Raw genomic sequence first — 26,048 nt, forward strand, 5'->3', positions numbered from 1 at the left:
AAACGCCAGCCTCACCGGCGCCTGGATCCGCCAGCACACCACGGCCTCCTCCCTGCCGGCAATCGTGCTGATCACCGATCCCTGGCAGCTGCCGCGGGCCAGCCGCGCCTTTGAGCGCCAGCAGCTAACGGTGTTCCCGGTTGCTGCCGAGCCTGCCCTCCTGCCCGCCCAGCGCAACCGACTAGCCCTGCGCGAAAGCGCGGCAACCCTGCTCTACGGCCTGCAGGGTCGGCTGTGAAATGGGCTCTGCCGGCCCCGAACCAAGGGCTTGCCGCAATCCCTTGGTTCGGGGGGACCTCAAAAGTTTGCATTGAGGGCTCGCAGAGAAGGAGGGGGCTATAAATCAGTTCCATCACCACGCTTATGCATGCCCCTTCGGCGCGAACTGCCGGCGGCCGCACTTTGCGGTCTCGCGCTGTTGACGGGCTGCACTCCCTCAACCCCTGAGGCGGCCAGGCCCATTGTGGTCGACACGATCGAGGCTCGCCCCGTCACCTTCCGCCAGGAGGTGGCCACGATCAGCACCCTTGATGCGGTAGCGGCGGTGCAGCTGGCGGCCCAGGCCGGCGGCCGGATCCAAGAGCTGCGCATTCGTCAGGGGGACCGGGTGCGGCCTGGCCAGCTGCTGGTGGTGCTCGATCAGGCGCAGCTGCAGGCCGAGGTGATGAGCCTGCGCTCAGAACAGGCTAAGGACCGGCTTAACTATGAGCGCTTTGCTTTCCTGGCCCGGGTGGGGGCGGCCAGCATCCTGCAGCGCGATGAGCTGCGCCAGGGCTACATCGCCGCGACCGCCAGCCTGCGAGCCCGGGAGGCAGACCTTGGCTTCCGCGACCTTCGCTCCCCAATCTCTGGGACGGTCGGGGATGTGACCGTCAAGATTGGGGATGTGATCCGGGCCGGCGACCCCTTCACCACCGTGATCCGCAACGGCGAGCTCACGGCCCGCATCGACGTGCCAGCCCGGCTGCGCAACCGGGTGCGGCCGGGCCAGACGGTGATCCTGGAGGATCCCGGCAGCAGCCAGCCCCTGGTGCGCGGTGTTGTTGCTTCGATCGATCCCAGTGTCGATGTCGGCAATCAGGTACTGCTGGTGAAGGCCATTTATGACAACAGGAACGGCAACCTGCGCAATGGCCTGCGGGTGCGCACCCGCCTGGTTTTGGCCAGCACCAACCAGTTATCGGTGCCGGTGGGTTCCGTCATCCAGTCCTCCGGCCAGAGTTATGTGTACCGTCTCGGTACGCTGCAGGAGCTGGAGCGGGATCCGGGCCAGGCGCCCCTGGAGCGGCTGCGGCAGCTGCCGCCGAATAGCCGTTTCGCCCTGCAGACCCGCGTGCAGCTCGGTCCCCTGCAGGATGCTCGCTACCCGGTGCTGCAGGGCTTGGACGCCAGGGCCCTAGTGATCAGCAGCAACCTGCTCAGCCTGCGCCATGGCCTGCCGGTGCAGCAGGCCCAGTCGCAGTAAGGAGAGGAACCCCTATGTCCGCCTCCAACCGCTTCATCCTCAGGCCGGTGCTTACCACGGTCTGCAGCTTGCTGATCGTGATCGCTGGGCTGATCGCTTTGCCGATCCTGCCGATCGAGAATCTTCCCGATATCGCCCCGCCGACGGTGCAGGTGAGCGCCCGCTATCAGGGCGCCGATGCGGTGAGTGTGGAAGAGGGTCTCACCGCGGTGCTGGAGCAGCAGATAAACGGGGTTGAAAACATGGAGTTCATCACCTCCACCAGTGCGGCCGATGGCAGCAGCGCTATCAGCGTGGCTTTCGCTAGTGGCACCGATGGCGCCATCAACCAGGTGAACGTCCAAAACCGGGTGGCGCTCGCCACCCCGCAGCTGCCCGCTGAGGTGCGCCAGTCGGGGGTAACGGTGAGTCAGGCCTCCAATTCGATTTTGCTCGTCTACAACCTGGTCAGTACGGATCCGGCCCGTCCTTACAGCGTCGAGACCCTCAGCGGCAAGCTGGATCAGGGTCTCACCGACCAGGTCCGGCGGGTGCGGGGCGTGGGGGAGATCACCTATTTCGGCAACCGCCGCCTGGCGATCCGGGTGTGGCTCGATCCCGACCGCCTCACCCAGCAGCAACTCAGTGCCGCCGATGTGGTGGCGGCCTTGCAGAGCCAGAACCGCCTAGTGCCGGCCGGGCGGATCGGTGGTGCGCCGGCGCCCGAAGGCCAGCCTTTCACCTTCTCGGTGCAGCTGCAGGGCCGGTTGCTGCAAAACGAGGATTTCGAAAACCTGATCCTGCGTAACACCGGCGACGGGGCGCTGGTGCGGCTGCGGGATGTGGGCCGCGTCAGCCTTGGTGGCGAGAGTTACGACATCAGCGCCACCGATCTGCGCGGGGTGCCCTCGGTGGGCCTGGCCATCTATCAGCTCAGCGGCAGCAATGCCCTGGAGGTATCCAAGGGGGTCGAGCAGGTGCTTGCGGAGTTCCAGGCGGGACTGCCGCCCGGGATGAAGCTCGAGAAGATCTACGACGTCACCGATTTCATCAGCGCTTCGATCGAAGGAGTTAGCAATTCGCTGCGCGATGCGGTGGTGCTGGTGGTGCTGATTCTGTTTCTGTTCTTGCAGGATTGGAAGGCGACGCTGGTGCCAGCGATCGCCATTCCAGTGGCACTGGTGGGCACTTTCGCTTTTGTGAAGGTGTTCGGCTTCAGCCTCAATCAGCTAACCCTGTTCGGTTTGGTGCTGGCCACCGGCCTGGTTGTGGACGATGCGATCACCGTGATCGAGGGCACAGCGACGCGACGTGCCGAGGGGCTCACTGCCCTTGAGGCCGCCAAGGCGACGATGGCGGAGCTGTTCGGGGCGGTGCTCGCCACTTCGCTGGTGCTGTTTGCCGTGTTTCTGCCGGTGCTGTTTTTCCCTGGCGCCACCGGCACCATCTACCGCCAGTTTGCGGCAACCATCCTGTTCGCCATAGCCATTTCCACCTTCAACGCGCTCACCTTCTCGCCGATGCTCTCGGCCCTGCTGCTCTCCCGCCAGGACCAGGAGCCCAGCCGCCGCACCTATGCCATTGCTGGCGCGCTGCTCGGATTCCTCTACGGCCTGCTGGTTAGCGGTGGTGGGGTGCTGCCGGCGCTGGGAATGCTGATCTTGGCCGCGCTGCTTGGTTACGGCCTCAGCCAGGTAAGTGGCCGGCCGCTGCTGCTGCCAGTCTGTGGCGCCGGAGCCGTGGCTGGTCTGCTGTTGGCTGGGCTGAGCAGCCCATTTTTGGCGTTGCTATGCAGCGGTATTGGCGTCAGCGCCGGCTGGTTCACCCCCTGGATCTTCCAGGCTTTCAATGCTTTCTACGGTCGGGCCGAGCGGGCCTACGACAGTGCCCTCAGCGGCGTGCTGCGCCACAGGGGCACGGTGATGGCGGCCCTACTAGGCGGCATCGTGCTCACTGCGGTGGCCTTCAACGCCATTCCTTCCGGCTTCGTGCCAGTGGAGGATCAAGGCTATGCGATTGGCATCGTCCAGGCTCCGGAGGGTAGCTCAGATGCGATCACAAGCTCGATCAACCGACGGGTGGCAGCAATTCTGGCCGAGGAAAAAGCGATCACGGCGGCGGCTGTGTTCAGCGGCGCCAGCCTCAGTGGCAATGCCCCCAACCGCGGCTTGTTCTTCTTCGGCACCACTAATTGGGAAGAGCGCAGCGCGCCGGATCAGTCGATGGAGGCGATCGTGGCGCGGCTGAACCGACGCTTTGCCAGCCTGCGGGGGGCCAGGGTGATCGCCATCCAGCCTCCCTCAATTCCCGGCTATGGCAATGCCGGCGGCTTCGAGTTCCAGCTGCTCGATCGCAGCGGCGGCGGCCTGTCGCTGCCGCAGTTCTTCAACGCCGCTCGCCGGCTGATCCAGAATGCCAATGCCCAGCCTGAGCTGAAGGGGGTGTTCACCCAGTTCAGCCCTGAGGCCCCCCAGATGGAAATCACCGTGGACCGCGCCCGGCTGGCATCGCTGGGCATCGACTTCGGCCAGGCGATGCAGACGCTCAGCCTCAACTTCGGCGGCGCATACATCAACGACACCTTCCAGGAGGGCCGGGTGCGGCGGGTGTTTGTGCAGGCGGACTCTCCCTACCGCTCTACGCCGCAGCGACTGGAGGATCTCTACGTACCCAGCGCCAAGGGGCAGCCAGTGTCGCTGTCGGAGTTCATCGATATCAGCCCCTCCACCGGTCCGGCGGTGATTCCCCATTTCAACCTCTATCGCTCGATCAAGGTGGAGGGTGAGGCGGCCGCCGGCCGTAGCTCCGGCCAGGCGATAGTCGCCATCCAGAAGGTGTTCGATCAGCTGGGGGTGAGCGGCATCAGCTCCGACTGGACCGGCCTGTCGCGGGAGGAGGTGAAGGCCGGGTCGCTGGCGATCGTCATCTTCGCCATGGGAATTCTGGTGGTCTACCTAGTGCTGGCAGGTCAGTACGAGAGCCTCAGCGATCCGCTGATCATCCTGATGACGGTGCCCGCCGCCATGCTCGGGGCCCTGCTTTTCCTCAGCCTGAGGGGAGAGGTGCTCAACATTTATGCCCAAGTGGGTTTGGTGATGCTGATTGGTCTGGCGGCCAAAAATGGGATCCTGATCGTGGATCAGGCCAACCAGCGGCTGGCTGAAGGGCTGCCGGCCTTGGAGGCGGCCCGGGAAGCATCGCGGGCGCGGCTGCGGCCGATCGTGATGACGGCGATCTCCTCCCTGTTCGGCTTCCTGCCACTGGTACTCGCCAGCGGCGCTGGTGCCCGTAGCCAGACCTCCCTGGGCACGGTGGTGTTCGGCGGCCTGCTGGCGGCCACGCTGCTCAGTCTGTTCGTGGTGCCCGTGTTCTACGTGGTGATGAAGAGCTGGCTCGGCGGTGGTCCCGCGTACGGTTCAGCTGGGTTGTCTGAGCCGATACCAGCCGCGCCGGAGCCCGGTCCATGAACCGCGGTGCTGGTCGCCGATCGACCAACCGCCGCGTGCTGGCTGCTTTGCTGGCCGGCACCCTGCTGGGAACGGCGTTGGCACTGCTGCTGCAGGCAACTATCGCCCGCACGGCGACGCCCCTGTCCCCGGCGCGTGCCCTCTGGCAGCTTTGGCTGTTGACTTTTGCGGGCGGTCTATCCGGCTTTGCCCTCAGCACGGTTAGGGAGCTGCAGGCTTCCAACCCGGACCCGGCATACCACCGGCCCCGCCGGCCACCCGAACAGGGCGGTGGCTCACCTTCGGCGGGGGATTCGTAAAATCAGTATGAACTTCATGGTTTTTGGGAGGAATTGCGGACCTCCTCGGTTTCCTGAATGGTGAGCCTGCTGATCAGCACCCCCATGACAGCAGCTATGTAAAAAGTTCCAGTTACGGCTATCATCACGCAGATCATGCTTGCTGGCGCTGTCATGGGCACTACATCTCCCTAGCCCATGGTGGTAAGACTAACGAAGGCAAAGTAATTCAACTCTGCAAAGTTAAGCCCCCATACCGAGTGATCCAGGCCAACTGCCCCGGTGCCGATGTCAATGCCCCGGAAGCTGCCTGGCTGGATGGTTTCCAGACCGCACAGCAACAGACCGCTGGCCAGTCCCAGCATCAGATATCCAGCCAGAGCTCCCTGCAGCACGGCCCCATTTATTCTGGACTCCCGCGCCAGTCGCTGGATCAGCCGAATGGCACTCCAGCCACCGAATATTGTCCATAACAGGATCACTGGGATGCCGGTGTTGCGCATCTCCACGGGAGTCAGGTTCCATAACAGCCAGAAAGCAATAGCAGCAATGCCGAGCAGTCTGTAGGGCTTGGAAGGCGCGCCTCCTGTGGCGGAATCCCTGGGTTCTGGACTTAAGCCCTGAATCAGGACGATTCCCAGAGCCAGATAGCCGAACGAGGCTAGTCGACTCCAGGGCATGGGTAGGCCAAAGCAGATCATCAGGGCGATGCATGAGAGGAGCAGGCGCCTGTAGGAGTGAGATCGCTGCATTGATGTTGTTCCACTGGATTTAATTATTTCACGCTTGGGTCGGAGCCTCACGACTGCGATTCACCATGCCCCGCGAGCGTGCAGAGCCCGCCGCGCTTAGCCGCCTGCCTGGCCCGTTCTTCTCAAGATTTCGTAACATGATTCCGTAAGTTGATCGGCAGATTGGTGTCGCATATGGTTTTCAAGGGCCCGACAACTGTTTAATTGTGTAACCCCAGGAGTTTGACTGGACTTGCCGACCCTGCTTGCCAGGCTATTTCTGATTGGCTACTTCGCTCGCTGATGCTGAGAGCCTGGTGGCGGCCAATGTATTGTTTTCTTTGACCATTTTACCATTTGCGGCGGGTGAGAGCATCCGGCTAATGTAAGATTCCAAATGCAATAATAGCAAGCAGAAGAGAGCATTAATAAGGCCCCGTCTTGGCAGTGCTGAAAATAGTGATGGTGCATCTGCTTCAACCCAGCCAGCTCCGCTAAGCACTGTGAGGGCAATACGAGGGCAATACGGGACCGCATCGGCGTCCCCCTGTCTCCCCGTCTCGTCAAATGAGATGGGTGGAGGCTCTTTGCTTAGGTACGGAAATGGGTCAAAAACTGTCAGATTGAGTCGTCTCGTGCCCCAGTCCGTCGGACGTTGGCAATTCATGAGATCAGCTTCCCTCAGGGGGAACTGGGCCAAAGACCAGCTGAGAAGAGAATGGGTCGCCTGAGATTCGAACTCAGGACCAATCGGTTAAAAGCCGAGTGCTCTACCGCTGAGCTAGCGACCCGCGCCCTCTGGGCACGTATGGAACGTATCACCCAGCGGCCACATCCTCCAAGGGGGCCAGGGCAGCCGGGAGAATGGCCAAACCTTGTGCCCCAGTCCATGGGATGTCTGACTGGCAGCACTCCCTGGCCCGAACCCAGGATTGATCCCCTGGCCTGGGTAGCGGATTCAGCCGTCGTCATTGGCGATGTGAGGCTCGCCGCCGGCGCCAGCCTCTGGCCCACCGCCGTGGCCCGTGGCGATGTCTGCCCGATCCTGGTGGGCGAGGGCAGCAACGTGCAGGACGGTGCGGTGCTCCATGGCGATCCGGACCTGCCCGTGACCATCGGAGTTGACGTCACCATTGGCCACCGGGCTGTGGTGCATGGCGCCACCCTTGAGGACGGCTGCCTGATCGGAATTGGCGCGATCGTGCTCAATGGAGTGACGGTGGGCGCAGGGGCCCTGGTGGCCGCCGGCTCGGTGGTCACCAGGAATGTGCCCGCCGGTGCCCTGGTGATGGGAGCGCCTGCCCAGGTGAAGCGCCAACTCAGTGCCGAAGCCCAGGCCGGGCAACGCCAGCACGCCCGCCACTACCGGCAGTTGGCCATGGCCCACGCCCAGGCCCGCAGGGAAAACGGATGAAGACAAATCCGGAATCCAACGGGCATCGGGGGCGGCACACTAATTAAGATCAGAGAATCCTGTTTCCCCACCTTCCATGGACGCTCGGCTGCTGCTGGTTGTCGCTCCGATCCTGCTGGCTGCGAGCTGGGCCGTCTTCCACATCGGCCGGGCCGCGGTGGGCCAGCTGCAGTTGATGCTTAAGCGCGCCCGCGCCTGAGCCTGGTTTGGGGCTCCTAGGGTCGGATCCCCAGGCCCTTGCACCGGTGAACTCCAGCCCTGCCCCCCTTACCGGCGCCAGCTGGGATGTGATTGTGATCGGCGCCGGCATCGGCGGCCTGGTCACAGCATCCCAGTTGGCTGCCAAGGGGGCCAAGGTGCTGGTGCTTGAGCGCTACCTGATTCCCGGCGGGTCGGGCGGCAGCTTCAAGCGCGCCGGTTACACGTTTGACGTGGGCGCCTCGATGATCTTCGGATTCGGCGAGGAGGGCCATACGAACCTGCTCACCCGCGCCCTGGCCGACGTGGGCCAGCACTGCGACACCATCCCCGATCCGGCCCAGCTGGAATACCACCTGCCCGGTGGTCTCAATGTGGCGGTCGACCGCGACTACGGGCGCTTCATCGCCGACCTCTCGGACCGTTTTCCCCACGAAGCCAAGGGCATCCGGGCCTTCTATGACGCCTGCTGGCAGGTGTTCCGCTGCCTCGATGCGATGCCGCTGCTGTCGCTGGAGGATCCGGCCTATCTGGCCAAGGTTTTTTTTCGGGCACCACTGGCCTGCCTGGGGCTGGCCCGCTGGCTGCCGGTGAACGTGGGCGACGTGGCCCGCAGGCATATCAGCGATCCGGCCCTGCTCAAGTTCATCGATATGGAGTGCTTCTGCTGGAGCGTGATGCCGGCCGATCTCACACCGATGATCAATGCCGGCATGGTGTTCTCCGATCGCCATGCCGGCGGCATCAACTACCCCAAGGGTGGCGTGGGTGTGATCGCAGCCAAGCTGGTGGCGGGGCTCGAAAGCCATGGTGGCTCCATCCGCTACCGGGCTCGGGTCTCCCAGGTGCTGCTGGAAAACGGCCAGGCCGTGGGGGTGCAGCTGGCCAGCGGCGAAACCATCCGCGCCCGCCGCGTGGTTAGCAATGCCACCCGCTGGGACACCTTCGCGGGCGAGGGTTCCCCAGCTACCACCCTCGTAGATGGGGCCCATACGCCGGCGGCCGAAACCACCTGGCGGCGGCGCTACCGGCCCTCGCCATCATTTCTCTCCCTGCACCTGGGTATCGATGCCGCCCTGGTGCCCGCTGGCTTCCACTGCCATCACTTGCTGCTTGAGCGCTGGGAGGAGATGGAGGCTGAGCAGGGGGTGATCTTCGTGTCGATGCCCACCCTGCTGGATCCTGCGCTGGCCCCCCCCGGCCACCACATCCTCCACAGCTTCACCCCCAGCTCCATGGAGCACTGGCAGGGGCTCAGCCCATCGGCTTACCGGGCCAAGAAACAGGCCGACGCCGATCGGCTGATTGGCCGCCTGGAATCGATCCTGCCGGGACTCAGGGGCGCCATTCGCCACCGGGAGGTGGGCACGCCCCGCAGCCACCGCCGCTTTCTGGGGCGCATGGGCGGCAGCTACGGGCCTATCCCGGCGCTACGGCTGCCGGGGCTGCTGCCAATGCCCTTCAACCGCACGGGCATCGGCGGCCTCTACGCCGTGGGGGATTCCTGTTTTCCCGGCCAGGGGCTCAATGCCGTGGCCTTCAGCGGTTTCGCCTGCGCCCATCGAATCGGTGCAGACCTGGGCCTCAATCCCTGGCGCCTGCCGGCCTGAGGGGATGGCCTCGGGCTCAATGCAGCTGGCGGTAGACGGTGCCCAGCCCCCGCAGGATGAATTCAACTCCAATTGCCAGGGTGAACAGACCCATGATCTTGGTGAATATGCTGAGGCCCGCCTCACCAGCAAATCGCACAATTCGCGTGCTGAAGCTGAACACCAGATGATTTACCAATACTAGGGCTGCTATTGCGGCAAGCAAATTCAACTTGGCTGTAGCTTGATCGGCCAGATTGGCGAAGAGAATCACGGCCGAAAATGTGCCGGCGCCAACCGTCAGCGGGATGGCAATCGGCACCACGGCAGAGGCGTAAAGCTGGGCATCACTTCCGCAATAGGCTTGGTCTTTGATATCAATTGCCTTGATATCTAGGGCACTGGGCTGGCGTGATTTCATCATCTCAAGCCCCACGCCGGCGAGTAGCAGGCCGCCGGCAATCTGAAAGGAACTGATCGAAATCCCGAAGAAATCCAGCACCGCAGTGCCAACCAACATGAACAGCACCAGCATGGCGAGGCAGGCCCCACTGGTGATCAGGATCATGCGCTTGACCTTGGCGCGAGGCAGACCGTGGGTTTGGGCCAGGAAGGCACCAATTGCCGAAACGTTATTGCCGATTGCCAGCAGACCGATCAAGTAGTGCTGAAAGGTGCTCGGTTCCATCAGTGATGAAAGGCTTGCTCATCCTGATTGGATTCGGGCAGGGGGGCGGACAGGCCTTCAAACCACTGGACGGCCCGGCGAATGTCATTCAGCAGCTGATCGGCCATGTCCCGGCTGAAGCCGGCCCGCACCACAAACCTCAACACCGCCATCTGGGTGCAATCGGCGGGCATGGTGTAGGCGGGCACCTGCCAACCACGGGCGCGTAATTTCTCAGACAATTGGAATACGGACCAATTTTCAATAGCTGGATCCAATTGCACTGCAAATACCGGTAACTGGCCCAGGGGATGGCTCACCAGCTGGAAGGCTGAAAGCGCGGCTATCGAGTCGGCGAGATAACAGGCGATCGCCTCAAGAGTTGCCATGCGCTGGCTGTAGCCAGTGTGGCCTAGATGGAGGAAATTGAAATATTGGACCACCACTTGGGCGCCCGGCCTGGAGAAGTTCATGCCAATGGTGGGCATCTGGCCGCCGAGATAGTTGACGTTGAAGCGCAACTCCTCTGGCAGGGCTGCCTGCTCGCGCCACAGAACCCAGCCAACCCCTGGCAACACCCCGCCGTACTTGTGGCCGCTGGTATTGATCGACTTCACCCGCGGCAGGCGGAAATCCCAGAGCAGATCGGGCGAGTTGAAGGGTGCCACAAATCCACCGGAGGCCGCATCCACGTGTATCGGGATGTCCAGACCATCGCGCGCCTCAAGTTCATCCAGGCAGCGCTGAATCTCGGCGATGGGCTCATAGCTGCCATCGAAGGTGCTGCCCAGAATGCCCACCACGCCGATCGTGTTCCCATCGCAATGGGCCGCAGCCTCCTCGCCGTTGAGCTGGAGCCGCTGGGGCGTGATCGGCACCAGACGGGGCTCCACATCGAAATAGGCACAGAACTTGTCCCAGCAGATCTGGGTGTTTGAGCCCATCGCCAGATTGGGGCGCCGGTCATCCAGCCCCGCCGCCTGCCGCCTCTGGCGCCAGTGCCACTTGAGCACCATGCCGCCCAACATGCAGCCCTCACTCGATCCCGTGGTGGAGGTGCCAACGGTCTGGTCGGGATTCTCCGCATGCCATAGGTTCGCCAGGATCCGCAGACAGCGCTCCTCAAGCTCCGCTGTCTGGGGATATTCGTCCTTGTCGATCATGTTCTTTTCAGCGCACTCCTGCATCAGCAGCAGTGCTTCGGGCTCAATCCAGGTGCCCACAAAGGTGGCCAGATTGAGCCGTGCGTTGCCATCCAGCATCAGGTGATCGTGCACCAACTGATAGGCCAGATCGGCCCCCAGGCCCGATTCAGCCAGTTGATCGCGGGGAATCTGGGTTGGCAGATTCCGCTGGGAGAAGCGATGGCCCAGTTCGGAGTTCAGATCCAAACCAGCTGGACGATTGGGCAGGCTCACCGATCAGGCGCACACAGGGGCAACGCAACCTAGGCCTGGCTGCATAGGCTGGCGAGTATGCCTGGATTCCCCCCACCCAATTCCGCAGACCTGGCTCGCTACCTAGAGCAGCGCGGTGAGCTCGCCAAGCCCTGGATGCTCCAGTTGCTGCGGCTAACCAAGCTCAAGGAGGCCAAGGACAGCATGGATCCAGATGCCTACCTGGCCAGCCTGCAGGAGGCCCATGCCGATCTGATGCGACTCGGCGAATTCTGGAAGGGCCGAGAGCAGGAGGTGTTCAACGGCCAATACCAGCCTGCCGAACTGATCGAACCCCTGCCTGGCTCGGCCGAGGATCGATGAAGGCAGCCCTGGGCCCAGCAGCCCCCGTTAGTTACCCGATGGCACCGCTGATCCGGCTCACCCTGATCGGCCTCTACCTCGCTTTGGTCGCCCCCTTGCCGCTGCTGGCCAGCGGCGCTGTGCGGGGAGCCCTCTGGCTGGCCCTGCCGCTCGGATTTGCGCTGGTGCTCGCGGCCACCAGCGAGCAGGTTGAGCTCAGCGATGGGGGTATCCGCGTTGGCCATCCGCCCTGGTGCGCCTGGCTGCTGCGCCGGGGCTGGAACCTGCCCTGGACGGCCATCGGGGCGCTCACGCCGGTGACCACGAGCCAGGGGGGCCGGGTGTTCTACGTGCGATCAACTGACGGAGCTGCCTACCTGCTGCCCCAGCGGGTTGCTGGCTTCGAGGAGTTTCTTGGCCGTTTCTCCGAGGCCACCGGCCTGGATACCGGCTCGATTGGCCGGATCAGTCCGCCCTGGACCTACCAGCTGCTAGCAGTCCTCAGTGGCGCCATGCTCGTGGGGGAATTGGCAGTTGCCCTGGCGCGAGGCTGATCACACCAGGCTATTAAGGGGCTGGCGGGCGGGCTCTTCTTCGGCAGCCGCTGGCTCTGGCAGGGTTTCGAGGCTGAAGCGATAGCCCTGCTGGCGCATGGTTTCGATGCCGCCCCCCTCGCCCAGGCCGGCCTGCTCGAGTTTGCGCCTGAGGGTGAGCACCTGGGTGTCCACCGAGCGGGGCCCACCGCTGAACGGCGGCCAGGCCATCCGCAACAACTCCTGGCGACTGCGCACCACTCCGGGGGGCATCAGCAGTGCACAAAGCAGGGCAAATTCCCGTGGACTCAGCTCCACAGGTTGGTCGCGCAGGGTGACCTGGCGCAGCAGCACATGGACTTCCAGGGGGCCGACGCAGACCCGCTCCTGCAGGCCGCTGCCACTGCGACGCAGCAGGGTGCGGCAGCGGGCGGCCAGTTCCTCTAGGCCAAAGGGCTTGCGCAAAACGTCGTCGGCACCCGCATCGAGCAGGGTGACAACCGGCTCGGAGCCCGTGCGGGCCGTGAGCACCATCACCGGGCAGCGCAGCTGGGCCGCCAGCCGCAGGGCCGAACTCTCATCCAGCAGTTCGGCGCTGATCAACAGATCGGGAGACTGGTCTTGACAGACCTCCAGGGCTTCCCGGGCGGTCGCCACGGCCGCAGCCAGGTGGCCATCCTGACGCAGGCGCTGGGCCAACACCGTGCGCAGGGTGGCATGGGGATCCACCACAAGCACCCTCTGGGGCTGGTTTCCAGCCTGGGGACCCTGCTGACTGGTTGGAACTGGCGGTGTTGGGGAGCTGATGGTGAACGACCTATGACCCCCTTACGGTAATGGAAGTGGCCCAGGAAGGAGCGAATCAGCTGTGGGGGTGCCCCAACCTCCCCCGTTTCGCACCTGCATGGATAGGGGGGCAGAATGGTTCCAGGGCTGTTGACCCCATGACCGCGCTCCAGCATCCAGACGCCATCCGCCACTTCCAATCCCTGTGTGATGCCTGCCAGGATCTGGCCCACCGCTTCCACAGCCCTGCCGAGCTGCGCCTCTATGCCGACGGCTATTTGCATGCCTTGAGACGCACCGCGGTGCTCGATCCGCTCAGCCAAAGACGACTAGAAGAGTTGATCGACCGCTGGATCATGGATCCCTCCAGCTTTCTCGGGCCAGACGGTGACCCCCGCATCCTCTACGAAACGGAGCGTCGCTGAGGCGGCCTCAGCTGGCCAGGGCAACCTCGAGGGTCTCGCGCAGCTCTCCGGAGTTGTACATCTCGATCAGGATGTCGGAGCCACCGATGAATTCCCCTTTCACATAAACCTGGGGAATGGTGGGCCACTCGGAAAATTCTTTGATGCCATTGCGTATCTCCGCATCGGAGAGGACGTCAAAGGTTTCAAACGGCACCCCAACGGAGTGCAGGATCTGCACCACGTTGTTGGAAAAGCCGCACTGGGGCATCAGCTTGTTGCCTTTCATGAACACGAAAACCGGGCTGGTGGCCAGCAGCTCTTCGATGCGTTGACGGGTGGGGGCGTCCATGGAATCAGGCGGGGGTGGATGTTTGCAGGGCCAGGGCGTGGATTGCTTCGCTGGCCAGTTCTTGGCGCAGGGCGCCGTAGACAAGCTGGTGCTGTCTGACACGGGTGAGGCCACTGAAGGCCGAGGAGATCACCGTGACCTGCAGGTGGTCGCCGCCGCCGGTGAGGTCTTCGACCTCTACGGAGGCATCTGGCATGGCCTGGGTGATGGCGGCCTTCACCTGGTCGGGATGCACCATCGGGCAATCAATGCGGCGAAGTTCTGGAATCTAAGGGGCTCAGCCGCCCGGTGACGCAGCTGCCCCGGCCGTGTAGGGACTTGCGGCAAAGCCGATTTCCACCAGGCTCTGGTAGGCCTTGCGTCCCTCTGGATTGGCCGGCGTCATCACCTTCACCACCTCCACCAATAGGGGCACTGCCACCTCGGGCTGGTTCTGGCGGCGGAACACCGCTGCTAGGCGCAGGTTGGCCTGGGCCATGGCTTCAAGGGTCTCACGCCCCTTCTGGTCCATCTCTCGGGGGATGCGGGCGTCGAGGCCGCGGAATGAACCGCTCAGGTCGCGGTAGAAGCCCAGCAGCCGGCGTGAGGCATCGCGGGCTTGGTCGTAAAACTTGCGAGCCTCCGCCAGATTGCCGCTGGCAGCGGCGGCATCACCCCGGGCCAGCAGGGCCCTGACCCCGTCGAGGCTGAACGGGCTGGCAGATGACTCAAGCGCTCTCAGGGGTTCCTGCTGGGCCTGCACCGCAACTGGGGTAAGGAGGGTGGCCAGGGGGGCAGCCAGGGCCGTCAGGGCCAGGCCCATAACGCAGAAGAGGTGGGTCGATCTCCGCACAGCCAGCAGTCACAAGCGCCCTAACTCTAGGCGGCGAGTTCAAGGGCTCCGCGGGCCTGGCTTTCGGCCGCCTGCATCGCCTGGGCTAGCTGGGCGGTGCAGGCGATAGCCGCGGACCTCCCGCCCGCACCGATCGCCAGGGGGGGGGCGAAGCAGAGCGCGGCCCGCCCACCCCAGCGGGGCGGCGAATGGTCGTAGGCGATCCCCACCGGAACGAGCGTTACGGCCACCCCTTGAGCGGCAGCCAATAGGGCCAGCCGTGCCAGGCCCTGGTGCAGGTGCAGGGGGGCGTTTTGTTGCTGGATCTGGCCCTCTGGAAAGACCACCAGTTGCTGGCCGCCTGAGAGCAGATCCAAGGGGTAGCGCAGGCTCGCCATGGAGGGCCTGCCCTGATGCACTGGGAAGCAGCCCAGGCGATGCAGCAACCAGCCCTGCAGCCCGCGCATCTCGTCCACCGTGACCATGAAGCGGCAATCCCGGCCCGTGACGCGGCGCCCGGCTGCGTGGGGCAGCAGCAGGGCATCCCAGCGGGAGCGGTGGGTGGGGGCCAGCAGCACCGGGCCGGAACTGGGCAGGTGTTCCTGGCCCAGCACGAGCACCTGGCTGAAAAAAAGTTTCAGGGCTATGTCCTGGCTGACCACCATCGCCAGGGGTGCCAGCCAGGGATTGATGCCATTGCACAGGCCCCGTTCCCGGGGAGAAACCACTGGGCCCGACTGCACCGCCAACAACGGAGAAATAGGAATTTCCACGACGTTAGGGGGCCTGGACGCTCACCCGAAGCCGCTGCGGGCAGTTGGAGGGGCGTCCTGATCGGCTGGGCGCTGGCGAGCGGGGGTGGCATCCATAGGATCTCGCCGGGACCTTCCCCAGCCCCTCCCCCGCATGGCCAGCCTCGGCGTCAACATCGACCACATCGCCAACGTGCGCCAGGCCCGCCGCTGCTTGGAGCCCGACCCGGTGAGCTATGCCCTGCTGGCTGAGCTCGGCGGTGCCGATGGCATCACCGTGCACCTGCGCGAAGACCGCCGTCACATCCAGGACCGCGATGTGGAGCTGCTGCGCCAGACGCTGCGCACTCGCCTCAACCTGGAGATGGCCGCGACGCCTGAGATGGAGGCGATCGCCCTGCGGATCGGGCCTGACATGGTCACCCTGGTGCCGGAGAAACGCCAGGAGGTAACCACCGAGGGGGGGCTGGATGTGGCCGGCCAGCCCGGCCCCCTGGGGGCGATGGTGGAGCGGCTCCAGCACGCCGGGATCGGCGTCAGCCTGTTTGTGGATGCCGAGGCGGTGCAGCTCGAGGCCTGTGCCGCCAGTGGGGCCCGGTGGGTGGAGCTCCACACCGGCGCCTACGCCGAAGCCGGCTGGGCCGACCAGCCCCGCGAACTGGCCCGGCTCTGCGAGGGCAGCTTCATCGCCCGCAGCCTGGGCCTGCGGGTCAATGCCGGCCATGGCCTCACGTATCAGAACGTGGAGCCAGTGGCAGCGATTGAAGGGATGGAGGAGCTCAACATCGGCCACACCATCGTGGCCCGCGCCCTGGCCGTGGGGCTGGAGCAGGCGGTACGCCAGATGAAGTCCCTGGTTCAGAATCCGCGCCACGACCCCCTGTTCGGCAGCCGCCAGCCATGAGCACTTATCACTTCATCGCCGCCAGCGAACCATTCCTCACCGTCGAGGAGCCCCTCGAGGAGGTGTTGCGGGAGCGCACGCGCCATTACGGCGAGCAGGGCAAGGCGATCGATTTTTGGCTGGTCAAACGGCCAGCCTTTCTCCAAGCCCCCGAGCTCGAACCCCTGGCCGCCGCCGTGCCCCGGCCAGCGGCCGCCGTGGTGTCCACGGACGAGAAGTTCATCACCTTTCTAAAGTTGCGGCTTGAATACGTGGTGTGCGGGCGCTTCGAAGCTCCGAGCGCCTCGATCGCCGACCCCCTCGCCGGCGGCGCCAACTAAAACAGGCCTAGAAAGCGCTTGCGAGGGCCAGGGTCGCCGTCCGTGCCCTGCTGCCCGTCCTGCTTGTAGCGGGGCTTGTTGTCGCCGATGGTGAGCAGGGCCTCCTTGTTCTTCCACCACACCCAGTCGCGGATCGGGGGGGTGTCGGCCAGCTGCTGACGGCTCAATCCCAGGCCCAATCTGGCTGAGGCGTCCAGCAGCACATCCAGCATCTCCTCGCCGTTGCTGCAGCGGGCCAGGGCTTCATTGGTGCGCTTGGCCCCATTGAGGGCCTTGACAAGGGCATTGACCCGCTGCCCCACCGACAACGACGCTGGGTTCATCGGGCTGGCGGTTCGCTGCTGCGACCGTACCAGCGATGGCCGGTGGGGGGGGGCTGACAAGCGGACGGTCATCGGGCGAGACTGGATCCAACGCGATGGACCGATGACGTCCCCCTCACGGACCTGCCACCACTGGGTGATCGGGGACGTCCATGGCTGCGCCGACTCCTTAGAACGACTCGTAGCGCGATTGCCCAGCGGCGATCGCCTCGTCCTCTGCGGGGATGTGATCAACCGCGGTCCCCAGATTCGCCGCACCATGGAGCTGGCCTGGGGCCTGGTGGAATCGGGCCGGGCCGTGTGGCTCAAGGGCAACCACGAGGCCGACCTGGTGGCCGCCCTTAACAAGGGCGACTGGTTTGCCCACCGGGCCCTGGCCGGTTCCGACACCTACCGCCAGCTTGGCGATCGCCACTGCCGCATCTGGCAGGAGCGGCTTGCCCAGTTGCCCTGCACCTATGGCGGCCCGGGTTGGCTCGCCACCCACGCCGGTTTCGATCCCGCCAGCTGGCAGGTCGACCTCAGCATCCGCATGGCTTTCTGGCAGGCCTACGACGGCCGCTTCGGCGAGGTGGTGATCGGCCACACCCCTGGCCCCTACGTGCGGCGCCTCGGCCAGATCGTGATGGTCGACACCGGCGCCTGCTACGGCGGCGAGCTCTCGGCCTACTGTCCGGAAACCGGCGCCGTCCGTTCCGTCCCTGGCCTGCAGCAGGGCCAGTTCGGCAGCTTCAGCCAGCAGCTGCAGAGCTGCCTGCCTTGATCCCCCACCGCTGAGCCAAGCCCTTGCTCACCGTCTTCCGGGGCAACCGGGCAGAACATCTGGCCGAACTCCTGGCCGCCCAGCTGCGGCTGAACCCCCCGGGGCCCTTCGAGGAGGTGCAGGTGGTGGTGAACACCTGGCCCACCAGCCGCTGGCTCGGCGAGCAACTGGCCCTGAACCTCGGGGGCATCGCGGCCAACATCCGCTATCCGTTTCCAGGCAGTCAGCTGCGCCGGATCGTCAATGGGCTGCTGGCCGATGCCCCCGGCGACCGGGATCCCTGGCGGGCCAACCAGCTGGTGTGGCCGGTGCTGAACCTGCTGCCCGAGCTGATGGAGCAGCCCGAGGGAGCCTCCCTGCGCCACTGGTGGAGCTGCCGCCAGGGCCGCAGCGGTGAACTTGATCGGGCCCAATGGCAGTTGGCCCGCAGCATCGCCGACGCCCTCGACGATGCGGGCCTCTACCGCCCTGACCTGCTGGCGGCCTGGTGGGCCGGCGAGGCCAGTGCGCCCGAGCAGGCCTGGCAGCGCTCGCTGCTGTTGCAGCTGCGTGACCTCCTGGGGGTGAAACCCTTCGGATTGCGGCTGCTTGAGGCCATCGCCCTGCTGGAGCAGGGCCCGCCTGTGGCGGTGGAGCTGCCCAACCCCCTGCGCCTCTTTGGGCTCAGCAGCCTGGCGCCGATCCAGGTGCAGCTGCTTCAGGCCCTGAGCCTCCACACCCAGGTGGATCTCTACCTGCTCACGCCCTGCCGCGACCTGTGGCAGCGCTGCACCAGTCGCCGCCAGCTGCTCAGCGATGCCATCGCACTGCGTCAGCCCCTTGATGGCGACTGGCTGCTGCAGGCCTCTGGGATGGAGGCCCGTTTCGGGCGCCTGGGCGGCGAATTTCAGCAGTTGCTCGAGGGCAGCGGCGAAAGCGAGCTGGGCCAGGGGCAGGAGAAGGATCTGTTTGTGGCTCCCGCCGCCGGCCATCGCGGCCCGGGGCCTGCGCCCCTGCTGCATCAGCTGCAGCAACAATTGGTGGATCCGGCTGGCCAACCACAGCTGCAGCTGGCTGAGGCAGACAGCTCCCTGGAGTTTCACCGCTGTCCTGGCCCCCTGCGCCAGGTGCAGATCGTGCGCGATCGCATCCTGCAGCTGATGGCCGCAGACCCCACCCTCCAGCCCAGGGACGTGCTGGTGATGACGCCCCAGGTGGATGCCTTGGCGCCCTTGGTGGCGGCAGTGTTCGGCGATGGCGACGCCACCGGCGTGAGCCTCAACTGGCGTCTCACCGACCGCAGCCAGCAGAGTGAGGCCAGCCTCAGCCGCAGCCTGCTGGCGCTGCTGGCGCTGGCCGGAGAACGGCTCACCGCATCGGCCCTGGAAGCCCTGCTGGAGAGCCCTGCCCTTCAGGCCCACTTCCAGCTCAGTGGGGCCGAGATGGCAGCGCTCCATCCGCTGCTGCAGCGCTGCGGCTTCCGCTGGGGCCTCGATGCCGAGGAGCGGGGCGGCCTGGCGGGCGGCAGCCTCGCCTGGGCTATTGACCGCTTGCTGCTCGGCCTGGTGCTGCCGGAGGAACCCGGTCTCGCCCCGGCCGAAACCGCTCCTTTGGCCTGCGGTGAAAGTGTGGAGCTGGTGGGCCGCTGGTTGCACCTGCTCACCCGGCTGCGCCACTGGCTCAAGGAGCTGCGGCGGCCCCGCCGCTGCGATGGCTGGAACAGCTGTCTACGGGCCCTGCTGGTCGACCTGTTTGGGGAGGGCGGGGCCCAGGCCTGGGAACTGCCCCTGGTGCTGGCCGCCATCGACGACTGGCAGCAGGCCGCCGCGGGCTGCGATTTGAAGCTGGAGGCGGCGGTGGTGGCCGCCGTGCTCGATGAGAGCCTGGCGGCCGATTCAGGCCGGTTCGGCCACCGCAGCGGCGCCCTCACCATCAGTGCCCTGGAGCCGATGCGGGCGATTCCGCACCGGGTGGTGGTGCTGATGGGGCTCGATGCGGGCGTCTATCCGCGGCAGCAGCAGCGGCCCGGCTTCCACCTGTTGGAGCAGCAGCGCCGTCTCGGCGACCCCAATCCCGCCGACCAGGACCGCTACGTGCTGGTGGAGTCCCTGCTCTCGGCCCGGGACCACCTGCTGGTGAGCTGGAACAGCCGGGACCCCCGCAGCGGCGAGGAGCTGCCGCCCGCCACCCCGGTGCGCCAGTGGCTCGAGTGGCTCCAGGGCCAACTGGCCTGTAAGGGCAGCCGACTGCTGGTGGACCACCCCGCCAACCCCCTTGACCGGGCCAATTTCCAGCCGCTGGCTGGGCGGCCGCCGGGCAGCTGTGATCGGCGCCTGCTCCGCGCCCGCCTGTTGCTGGACCAGCCCGCAGGACTCGAGCCCCCCCAGCCCCTGGCCGCCAGCGAGCCCCCAGCCGAGGACCCTCCAGCGAACGAGACCAGTCGGGGGACCGATCCCTATGGCGACCTGCGCGACTGGCTGCTCGCCCCCCAGGCCACCTGGCTGCAAGCGCTGGGGCTGCGGCCGCGGGAGTGGGCCGAGCGGCTCGATGACCTCGATTCCCTCAGCCTTGATGAACGGGGCCGGGCCGACCTGCTGCGCCAGGCTCTCGCCAACCCCAACCCCGACCCCAACGACATCGACCTGGCCGAGAGCGCCACCTGGCTGGAGCGACACCGGGGCCAGGGCCTGTTGCCGCCCCTGGCGGCCGGTGAGCTTGAGGCCGGTGTGTTGAGCCAACGCTGGCGCAGCCTGCAGGCCAGCCTGGAGGCCCTGGGGCCCGAGCACCGGGACCAGGCCCAGTGGCAGGGCTGGCATCAGGAGCTGCTGTGGCGAGGTTCCTCCCTGCTGGTGCTGCATACGGCCAAGCCCCGCAGCCGCCACCGGCTTGAGCTGTGGCTGGCGCTGCTGCTGGCCGCCGCCGCCGACCAGGCCCCCAGCGGCGGGGTGGTGGTTGCCCGCGGCGAGCGTGACTTCGGCGTGGCGCTGCGCCTGCTGGCGCCGGAGAGGGATTTCGCCCAGCGGGAACTGCAGCGCCTGGAGGCCCTGCGGCAGCAGTGGCGCCATCGCTGCTGGCCGGTGCCGCCTGAGACCGGCTGGGCCCTGCTCGAGAAGGGGCCGGAGCAGGCCATCCAGACCTGGGAGGGCTCCAGCCAGCGGGGCCCCGGCCAGCTCCGTGGCGAACGCCAGGAACCGGAACAGGCCCTCTGTTTCGGCAGCGACCTCAGCGGCGCCAGCCTGCTGGCCAGCGGGGTGGTGGCCGCCCAGGCAGAGGAGCTGCTGGCTCCCCTGCGCCAGCAGCTGCCATGACGACACTGCCTCCCTTGGCCGAGCAACCCTTTGAGGCCAATGCCTTCCCGCTGGATCCGGGCATCCGCCTGCTCGAGGCCAGTGCCGGCACCGGCAAGACCTTCGCCCTGGCCCAACTGGTGCTGCGCTACGTGGCCGAGGCCGAGCTGAGTTTGCGTCAGCTGCTCGTGGTGACCTTCACCGATGCCGCAGCCGCCGAACTGCGGGACCGCATTGGCCAGCGGTTGCAGTTGGCCCTGGCCTGTCTGGATGATCCGGCGCTGGAGGCCCCCGATCCCACCCTGGCCCAGTGGCTGGAGCGGCAGCGGCCCCGGGCGGGATCCCTGCGGGCCCGGCTGCTGCTCGCCCTCGAGCAGCTCGATGCCGCCGACATCACCACCATCCATGGCTTCTGCCGCCGCAGCCTGCAGCGCCAGGCCCTAGAGGCCGGCCTGCCCCCTGAGCTCCAGCTCGAAAGCGACAACGGCACCCTGGTGCGCCAGGTGGCCCACGACTACTGGCAGCGCCAGGTGTTGCCCTTGAAAAGCACCCTGCTGGCCGGGCTGCAGCAGCGGCTGGGTGGCCCGGAGCGGCTGGAGAGCCTGCTGCGCCAACTCGATGGCGACCCGGCCCTCCAACTCGAGCCCCTGCCGCCGGAAATCGATGCTGATGGCCCCCTGGCCCCCCAGCTCGAAGCCCTCTGGGCTGGGGCCTGGTGTCACTTTCAGCGGCTCTGGGGCGACCATGGCCGCGCCCTGGAGGCGGCTTTCTGCTGCTCCGCCGGCCAGTGGCGCGCCCTGGGAATTAAATCCACCACTCCCTACAGCCCCAGACCGACCAAGGACCGTTGCGGCCTGGTGGACGGCTGGATCGCCGCCCAGCCCAGCGGCGGTGACTATGGGGCCACGGCCGGCAGCGGCGGCGGCGCCGGGGGGCTGCTGCGCGACTACTTCCACCCTGGTGCCTTCCTCAAGCTGGCTCGCGGCATCGAAGGGGAGCGGCCATCCCTGCCGGAGCGCCCCCTGCTGGAGGCAATCGCCCAGGTGCTGGACGGGCCAGCGGAGGCCCTGCTGCTGCATGCCTGCCACTGGGGCCGGGCCGAGTTGAACAGGCGCCGCCGCCAGAGTGGCCGGCTCGGTTTCGCCCAGCTGCTGGAGGGCCTCGATCCAGGCGAGCAGGCCAGCACCCCCCTTTTGGAGGTGGTGGGGCAGCGCTACGCCGTGGTCCTGGTCGATGAGTTTCAGGACACCGACCCGATCCAGTGGCGAATCCTCTCGCGGGCGTTCCAGCCCGGCCGGCACCGGCTAGTGCTGGTGGGCGATCCCAAGCAGGCGATCTATCGCTTTCGCGGCGGCGAACTGGCCACCTACCTGCGGGCCCGCCAGGCCGCCATCGCCGGGGGCGGCATCAGCAGCCTCACCGACAACTACCGCTCCACCGAGGCCCTGATCGCAGGCCTCAACGGGCTGATGCGGCCGGGCCTGCGCCGCAGCGGCCTGCCCGTACCCCCGGTGCAGGCCAAAGTGATGGGGAGCGGCCTGGTGTTGCCTGAGGGGCAAGCCCCCCTGCAGTTGCTCTGGCTCGGCGGCCAGCGCCTGGCCGGCCAGAAACCGCCAAGCCGCAGCAGCTTGGAGCGCCAACTGCCCGGCCAAATCGCCAGCTTCATCACGGCCCTGCTCAACCGGGGCCTGGACGCCAACGCCATCTGCCTGCTGGTGAGCACCCACCGCCAGGCCGAAGCCCTGCGGGGCGCCCTCGAAACCTGTGGCATCGCCAGCCGGCTGGTGAGCCAGGGGGATGTGTTTGAAAGCGCAGGGGCCACTGCCCTGCAACGGTTGCTGGATGCCCTGGCCGAGCCCGGCCGGGCCCAGCGGCTGCGGTTGCTGGCCGCATCGCCCCTGCTGGGCTGGAGTGCGGCCCAGATTGCCAAAGCCAGCCAGGACGAATGGAGCAGCCTGGCCGCTCGCCTGGCCCAGCTCGCCGCCCAGCTGCCCCGGCGGGGCCTTCTCGGCGTGCTGGCCAGCCTGTTGGAGCAGCGGCAGCTGGCCCGGCTCTCCCTGGGGGGGCGGGTGCTGGCGGATCTGCAGCAGTGCGGCGAGCTGGTGGCGGAGCGGATCCACTCAGACCAGCTGGGGGCGGCTGCGGCGGCCGACTGGTTGCGGCGGCTGCGGCTCGATCCCGACCGCTCCGTGCCCGACGCCCACCAGCCCCATAGCGATGGGGTGGATGCGGCCGTGTCGGTGGTGACCGTGCACCGCAGTAAGGGGCTGGAATACCCGGTGGTGATTTGCCCCTACCTGTGGCAGGCCCCCGGCGGCAGCCAGGGACCCCAGCGACTCGGGGTGCGCTGGACACCTCCGCAAAGCGGTGATCCCCTGCTGGACCTGCACCTGAACGGTCACTGGGGTACGGGCCATGCCGCCAGAGACAAGCAGCTGCAGGCCGAACTGCAGGAGCGGGAGCGCCTTGCCTACGTGGCCGCCACCAGGGCCCAGCAGCTGCTCGTGCTGGCCTGGGGCCCGGCCCAGGGGCAGCAGGGCAACCCCCTCCACCCCTGGCTCTTTGATCAGGACGATCCCCCCTCTGCCCACCAGGATCCCTACGGGGGCCGCGGCGATGGCGAGTGGCGAGAGCTGCTGGAACAGGAGATCGTCCGCCGCCAGCTGCAGCTCACCCTGGTGGATCCCCCCGCCGCCAGCGTCGCCCCCCTGCAAGCCTGCGCTTCTGAAGCGGCCGAGCCGCTGCAGCGGGGCCCGGTGCCCTTGGCGCCTTTTGATACCACCTGGGGGCGTAGCAGTTACACCAGCTGGACCCAGGCAAGCCACAGCGCCGCCCCCGAAGCCCTCGAAGAGGGCCGGGAAACCGATGCCCTGGCCAGGGAGCTCGAAGTCCAGCCCGGAGATGACCCGGGCCCCCTGGCCTGGCCAGAAGACGGCCCTTTGGCCAGCTTCCCCAGGGGCGCCCAGGCCGGGGATTGCCTGCACCGGATCCTCGAACAGATCGATTTCCGCCAGAGCGTGGCCCGCCAGGGCGAAGTTTGTGCCAGGGAGCTCCAGCGGGCCGGCATCGCCGCGCTCCATAACGAAGCGGTGCTGCTCGGCCTTGAGCAGCTGCTGGCCACGCCCTTTGGCGGGGAGCTGGGGGGTTTCCAGCTGGCCCAGCTGGCCCAGTCCGAACGCCTCAACGAGATGAATTTCGACCTGCCCATCAGCCTGGTGCGGGCCAGCTCCCTGGCGAGTCCATTCGCTGCCCACCCCCAGGGCTGGTTCGGGGGCGCCTACGCCGAGCAGCTGGCCCGGCTGGAGCTGGCCAGCCAGGGCTTCCTCACCGGCTCGATCGACCTGGTGTTTCGCCACGGCGAGCGCTGGTGGGTGGCCGACTGGAAGAGCAACTGGCTGGGCGAGCGAGATGGCCAGGGCCAGCCTCTGCACTGCGGTCCGCGCCACTACGGCTCTGCCGCCATGGCCGAGTTGATGGCCACCAACCACTACCCCCTACAGGCCCATTTGTATCTGGTGGCCCTGCACCGCTACCTGCGCTGGCGTCTGCCGGGGTACAGCCCCCAGCGCCACCTCGGCGGCTATGCCTATGTGTTTCTGCGCGGGGTTCCCGGTGCCACCGAGGCGGGGGCGGGGACGGGGGCGGTGCCGGGAGTGTTTCTGGAGCGCCCGCCCCTGGCGCGGCTGCTGCAGCTAGACCGGAACCTGGGGGGGGAAGCATGAGCAGCTCGGCCCCAGCCCAGGAGCAACCGCGCTGGCTGCAGGCCCTGGCCGCTGCCCTGGAGGAAGCCCTGCCGCGGCTGCACGGCTGCAACCCCGATCCCCTGGTGGCCGAACTGATCGGGGCCCTGGCCACGGCCCTGGCCGAGGGCCAACTGGAGATTGCCGTGCCCAGTGCCCTCCATCAACAGGCCCTGGCCAGATCGCCGCTGGCCGCCGAGCCCGATGGCCCGCTGGTGATGACGGATGGGCGATTGCAGTGGCGCCGCTGGCAACGCCAGCGGGAAGGGGTGCTGCAGCAGCTGATCGAGCGGGCCCAGCGGCCCCTGGAGGCCGGTGGCGGGGCCGCTCCCGCAGCCCAACTGGAGGGTCTCGACCCTGATCAGCAACGGGCCGTCAGGGCAGTGCTGGAGCAGGGCCTCGTGCTACTGGAGGGCGGCCCGGGCACCGGCAAGACGAGCACCGTGGCGCGCATGTTGGTGGCGCTGGTGGCCCAACAGCCGGCCAGTCGCCTGCAGCTGGCCGCCCCCACCGGCAAGGCCGCTGCCCGGTTGCGGGCCGCTCTGGCGGGCACAGGCCTGCATCTCCCCTGCAGCACCCTGCACCGGCTCCTGGAGAGCCGGGGCGATCGCTTCGGCCGCAATCGCCACAACCCCCTGGCCCTCGACCTGCTGGTGGTGGATGAGGTGTCGATGGTGGATCTGCCGCTGATGCAGGCCCTGCTGGATGCCCTGCCAGCCAGCTGCCGGCTGGTGTTGGTGGGCGATGGGGCCCAGCTGCCGCCGGTGGGTCCCGGCTCGGTGCTGCTCGACCTGCAGGAGCCCGCCCGTCGCCTCGCCCTGGGCAGTGCTGCCATTGAGCTGCGCACTACCTACCGCAACAACGGCAGCATCGCCGCCGTAGCGGCGGCGCTCCGGGAGGGGGAGCAGCCGCTCGAACCCCTGCTGGCCCGCATGCTGGACCCGGCGCCAGCCGACTCAAATCTCCAGTGGCTCCAGGCGCCCTCCCACTGCTTGCCAGCAGCGCTGCTGGAGCGGTTGCGGCGCCACCAGTTGGATCTCGAGCAGCTCTGCCGCCACTGGGCCCCCAATGATTCCTCTGCCACCAGCTCCCTGCTGGGCGCCCTCGATCGCTGCCTGGTGATGTCCCCGCTGCGCCGCGGTCGCTGGGGGGTCGGGGCCATCCACCAGGCCCTGCTGGGGGAAGCCGCCACCCGATCGCCCCAGCACTGGCCCCTCGGCACACCGGTGCTCTGCCGCCACAACCTGGTGGACCTTGGCCTGGCCAACGGCGATGTGGGCCTGGTGGTGGAGCATGGCGGCGAGCGCCGGCTGCTGTTTGCGAACCCGGGCAGCCCCGAGCCCCTCTGGATCCACCCGGCCCAGCTACCGGATGCCGAGCCCGCCCTGGCCCTCACGGTGCACAAGGCCCAGGGCAGTGAGGCTGAGGAGGTGTGGGTGCTGATGCCCGCCACCGGCCGGCCCCAGCAACGCTTGCTCTACACGGCCCTCACCAGGGCAAGGCAGCAGGCGACCCTGATCACGCCGGTTACCACACCCTTTAAATAGCCGCCCCGCCCCGCCAGAGT

General features: G+C 66.8%; 25 protein-coding genes and 1 tRNA gene. 16 read left to right on the top strand and 10 right to left on the bottom strand.

Going from position 1 to position 26,048, the window contains the following annotated elements:
- The 4 genes from KBZ15_RS00415 to KBZ15_RS00430 all read left to right on the top strand — a co-directional run.
- Window positions 1-238: YdcF family protein (locus KBZ15_RS00415; protein WP_255012462.1), on the top strand; the 238-nt coding region annotated here is incomplete at its 5' end.
- A 129-nt stretch (window positions 239-367) separates the two neighbouring features.
- Complete coding sequence (locus KBZ15_RS00420) at window positions 368-1,465, top strand: efflux RND transporter periplasmic adaptor subunit (protein ID WP_255012465.1); 1,098 nt, start codon at window positions 368-370, stop codon at window positions 1,463-1,465.
- Window positions 1,466-1,479: 14 nt separating this feature from the next.
- Complete coding sequence (locus KBZ15_RS00425) at window positions 1,480-4,911, top strand: efflux RND transporter permease subunit (RefSeq protein WP_255012468.1); 3,432 nt, start codon at window positions 1,480-1,482, stop codon at window positions 4,909-4,911.
- The gene (locus KBZ15_RS00430) at window positions 4,908-5,210 is read left to right on the top strand and encodes a hypothetical protein (RefSeq protein WP_255012472.1); all 303 of its coding nucleotides are present in this window, start codon (window positions 4,908-4,910) and stop codon (window positions 5,208-5,210) included. The genes KBZ15_RS00425 and KBZ15_RS00430 overlap by 4 nt, the downstream gene beginning before the upstream one ends.
- A gap of 170 nt (window positions 5,211-5,380) precedes the next feature.
- On the opposite strand, the gene KBZ15_RS00435 is transcribed toward KBZ15_RS00430, so the two are convergent.
- Window positions 5,381-5,692 carry a hypothetical protein gene (locus KBZ15_RS00435; protein WP_255012475.1) on the bottom strand — a complete coding sequence of 104 codons (312 nt, stop codon included), beginning with the start codon at window positions 5,690-5,692 and terminating at the stop codon, window positions 5,381-5,383.
- 947 nt (window positions 5,693-6,639) lie between these two features.
- Window positions 6,640-6,711, bottom strand: a tRNA-Lys gene (locus KBZ15_RS00440).
- 98 nt (window positions 6,712-6,809) lie between these two features.
- Between KBZ15_RS00440 and KBZ15_RS00445 the strand changes: the two genes are divergently transcribed.
- From KBZ15_RS00445 to crtH, 3 genes are all read left to right on the top strand, one after another.
- Complete coding sequence (locus KBZ15_RS00445) at window positions 6,810-7,334, top strand: gamma carbonic anhydrase family protein (protein ID WP_255012477.1); 525 nt, start codon at window positions 6,810-6,812, stop codon at window positions 7,332-7,334.
- Between the two features lie 76 nt (window positions 7,335-7,410).
- The gene (locus KBZ15_RS00450) at window positions 7,411-7,533 is read left to right on the top strand and encodes a photosystem II protein Y (protein ID WP_197148508.1); all 123 of its coding nucleotides are present in this window, start codon (window positions 7,411-7,413) and stop codon (window positions 7,531-7,533) included.
- A gap of 46 nt (window positions 7,534-7,579) precedes the next feature.
- Entirely contained in the window at window positions 7,580-9,142 is a 1,563-nt protein-coding gene (crtH, locus tag KBZ15_RS00455) for a carotenoid isomerase (RefSeq protein WP_255012479.1), read from the top strand.
- A gap of 16 nt (window positions 9,143-9,158) precedes the next feature.
- Here the strand turns inward: crtH and KBZ15_RS00460 are convergent, their stop codons facing one another.
- Together KBZ15_RS00460 and KBZ15_RS00465 are read right to left on the bottom strand one after the other, a co-directional pair.
- Window positions 9,159-9,809, bottom strand: a complete 651-nt coding sequence (locus tag KBZ15_RS00460; protein WP_255012481.1) for a MarC family protein — start codon at window positions 9,807-9,809, stop codon at window positions 9,159-9,161.
- A complete protein-coding gene (locus KBZ15_RS00465) occupies window positions 9,809-11,206 on the bottom strand; it encodes a glutamate decarboxylase (RefSeq protein ID WP_255012483.1) in 1,398 nt (465 codons plus the stop codon). The genes KBZ15_RS00460 and KBZ15_RS00465 overlap by 1 nt, the downstream gene beginning before the upstream one ends.
- A gap of 57 nt (window positions 11,207-11,263) precedes the next feature.
- Here KBZ15_RS00465 and KBZ15_RS00470 point away from each other — a divergent pair, with 57 nt between their 5' ends.
- Both KBZ15_RS00470 and KBZ15_RS00475 read left to right on the top strand, forming a co-directional pair.
- Window positions 11,264-11,548, top strand: a complete 285-nt coding sequence (locus KBZ15_RS00470; protein WP_255012485.1) for a hypothetical protein — start codon at window positions 11,264-11,266, stop codon at window positions 11,546-11,548.
- A 38-nt stretch (window positions 11,549-11,586) separates the two neighbouring features.
- Complete coding sequence (locus KBZ15_RS00475) at window positions 11,587-12,081, top strand: hypothetical protein (protein WP_255012488.1); 495 nt, start codon at window positions 11,587-11,589, stop codon at window positions 12,079-12,081.
- Here the strand turns inward: KBZ15_RS00475 and KBZ15_RS00480 are convergent, their stop codons facing one another.
- Window positions 12,082-12,867, bottom strand: coding sequence for a response regulator transcription factor (locus tag KBZ15_RS00480; protein WP_255012531.1), 786 nt, complete (start codon window positions 12,865-12,867; stop codon window positions 12,082-12,084).
- A gap of 137 nt (window positions 12,868-13,004) precedes the next feature.
- Between KBZ15_RS00480 and KBZ15_RS00485 the strand changes: the two genes are divergently transcribed.
- The gene (locus KBZ15_RS00485; RefSeq protein WP_255012491.1) at window positions 13,005-13,271 is read left to right on the top strand and encodes a DUF6761 family protein; all 267 of its coding nucleotides are present in this window, start codon (window positions 13,005-13,007) and stop codon (window positions 13,269-13,271) included.
- A gap of 7 nt (window positions 13,272-13,278) precedes the next feature.
- On the opposite strand, the gene grxD is transcribed toward KBZ15_RS00485, so the two are convergent.
- Genes grxD through KBZ15_RS00505 form a run of 4 tightly spaced genes read right to left on the bottom strand, consistent with a single transcriptional unit; the run spans window position 13,279 to window position 15,141 of the window.
- On the bottom strand, window positions 13,279-13,602 hold the full coding sequence (gene grxD / locus KBZ15_RS00490; protein ID WP_255012494.1) for a Grx4 family monothiol glutaredoxin: 324 nt from the start codon (window positions 13,600-13,602) through the stop codon (window positions 13,279-13,281).
- A 4-nt stretch (window positions 13,603-13,606) separates the two neighbouring features.
- Window positions 13,607-13,840: a BolA family protein gene (locus KBZ15_RS00495; protein ID WP_255012497.1), complete on the bottom strand. Its 234-nt coding sequence runs from the start codon at window positions 13,838-13,840 to the stop codon at window positions 13,607-13,609.
- A 39-nt stretch (window positions 13,841-13,879) separates the two neighbouring features.
- Complete coding sequence (locus tag KBZ15_RS00500) at window positions 13,880-14,404, bottom strand: hypothetical protein (protein ID WP_255012500.1); 525 nt, start codon at window positions 14,402-14,404, stop codon at window positions 13,880-13,882.
- 56 nt (window positions 14,405-14,460) lie between these two features.
- On the bottom strand, window positions 14,461-15,141 hold the full coding sequence (locus tag KBZ15_RS00505; protein ID WP_255012503.1) for a 1-acyl-sn-glycerol-3-phosphate acyltransferase: 681 nt from the start codon (window positions 15,139-15,141) through the stop codon (window positions 14,461-14,463).
- Between the two features lie 178 nt (window positions 15,142-15,319).
- Between KBZ15_RS00505 and KBZ15_RS00510 the strand changes: the two genes are divergently transcribed.
- Together KBZ15_RS00510 and KBZ15_RS00515 are read left to right on the top strand one after the other, a co-directional pair.
- On the top strand, window positions 15,320-16,069 hold the full coding sequence (locus KBZ15_RS00510) for a pyridoxine 5'-phosphate synthase (RefSeq protein ID WP_255012533.1): 750 nt from the start codon (window positions 15,320-15,322) through the stop codon (window positions 16,067-16,069).
- Window positions 16,066-16,389 carry an MgPME-cyclase complex family protein gene (locus KBZ15_RS00515; RefSeq protein ID WP_255012506.1) on the top strand — a complete coding sequence of 108 codons (324 nt, stop codon included), beginning with the start codon at window positions 16,066-16,068 and terminating at the stop codon, window positions 16,387-16,389. Before KBZ15_RS00510 ends, KBZ15_RS00515 begins: the two co-directional genes overlap by 4 nt.
- Here the strand turns inward: KBZ15_RS00515 and KBZ15_RS00520 are convergent.
- Window positions 16,386-16,712 carry a hypothetical protein gene (locus KBZ15_RS00520; protein ID WP_255012535.1) on the bottom strand — a complete coding sequence of 109 codons (327 nt, stop codon included), beginning with the start codon at window positions 16,710-16,712 and terminating at the stop codon, window positions 16,386-16,388. The genes KBZ15_RS00515 and KBZ15_RS00520 overlap by 4 nt on opposite strands.
- Before the next feature lie 103 nt (window positions 16,713-16,815).
- Here KBZ15_RS00520 and KBZ15_RS00525 point away from each other — a divergent pair, with 103 nt between their 5' ends.
- The 4 genes from KBZ15_RS00525 to KBZ15_RS00540 are packed head-to-tail and all read left to right on the top strand — an operon-like array spanning window position 16,816 to window position 26,028.
- On the top strand, window positions 16,816-17,475 hold the full coding sequence (locus tag KBZ15_RS00525; RefSeq protein ID WP_255012509.1) for a metallophosphoesterase: 660 nt from the start codon (window positions 16,816-16,818) through the stop codon (window positions 17,473-17,475).
- Window positions 17,476-17,498: 23 nt separating this feature from the next.
- Window positions 17,499-20,762, top strand: coding sequence for an exodeoxyribonuclease V subunit gamma (locus KBZ15_RS00530; RefSeq protein WP_255012512.1), 3,264 nt, complete (start codon window positions 17,499-17,501; stop codon window positions 20,760-20,762).
- The gene (locus KBZ15_RS00535; protein WP_255012515.1) at window positions 20,759-24,463 is read left to right on the top strand and encodes a UvrD-helicase domain-containing protein; all 3,705 of its coding nucleotides are present in this window, start codon (window positions 20,759-20,761) and stop codon (window positions 24,461-24,463) included. The genes KBZ15_RS00530 and KBZ15_RS00535 overlap by 4 nt, the downstream gene beginning before the upstream one ends.
- The gene (locus KBZ15_RS00540; protein ID WP_255012518.1) at window positions 24,460-26,028 is read left to right on the top strand and encodes an ATP-dependent RecD-like DNA helicase; all 1,569 of its coding nucleotides are present in this window, start codon (window positions 24,460-24,462) and stop codon (window positions 26,026-26,028) included. The genes KBZ15_RS00535 and KBZ15_RS00540 overlap by 4 nt, the downstream gene beginning before the upstream one ends.
- The last annotated feature ends 20 nt before the right edge of the window (window positions 26,029-26,048 follow it).

The organism is Cyanobium sp. BA20m-p-22, from assembly GCF_024346275.1.
GTDB lineage: Bacteria > Cyanobacteriota > Cyanobacteriia > PCC-6307 > Cyanobiaceae > Cyanobium_A.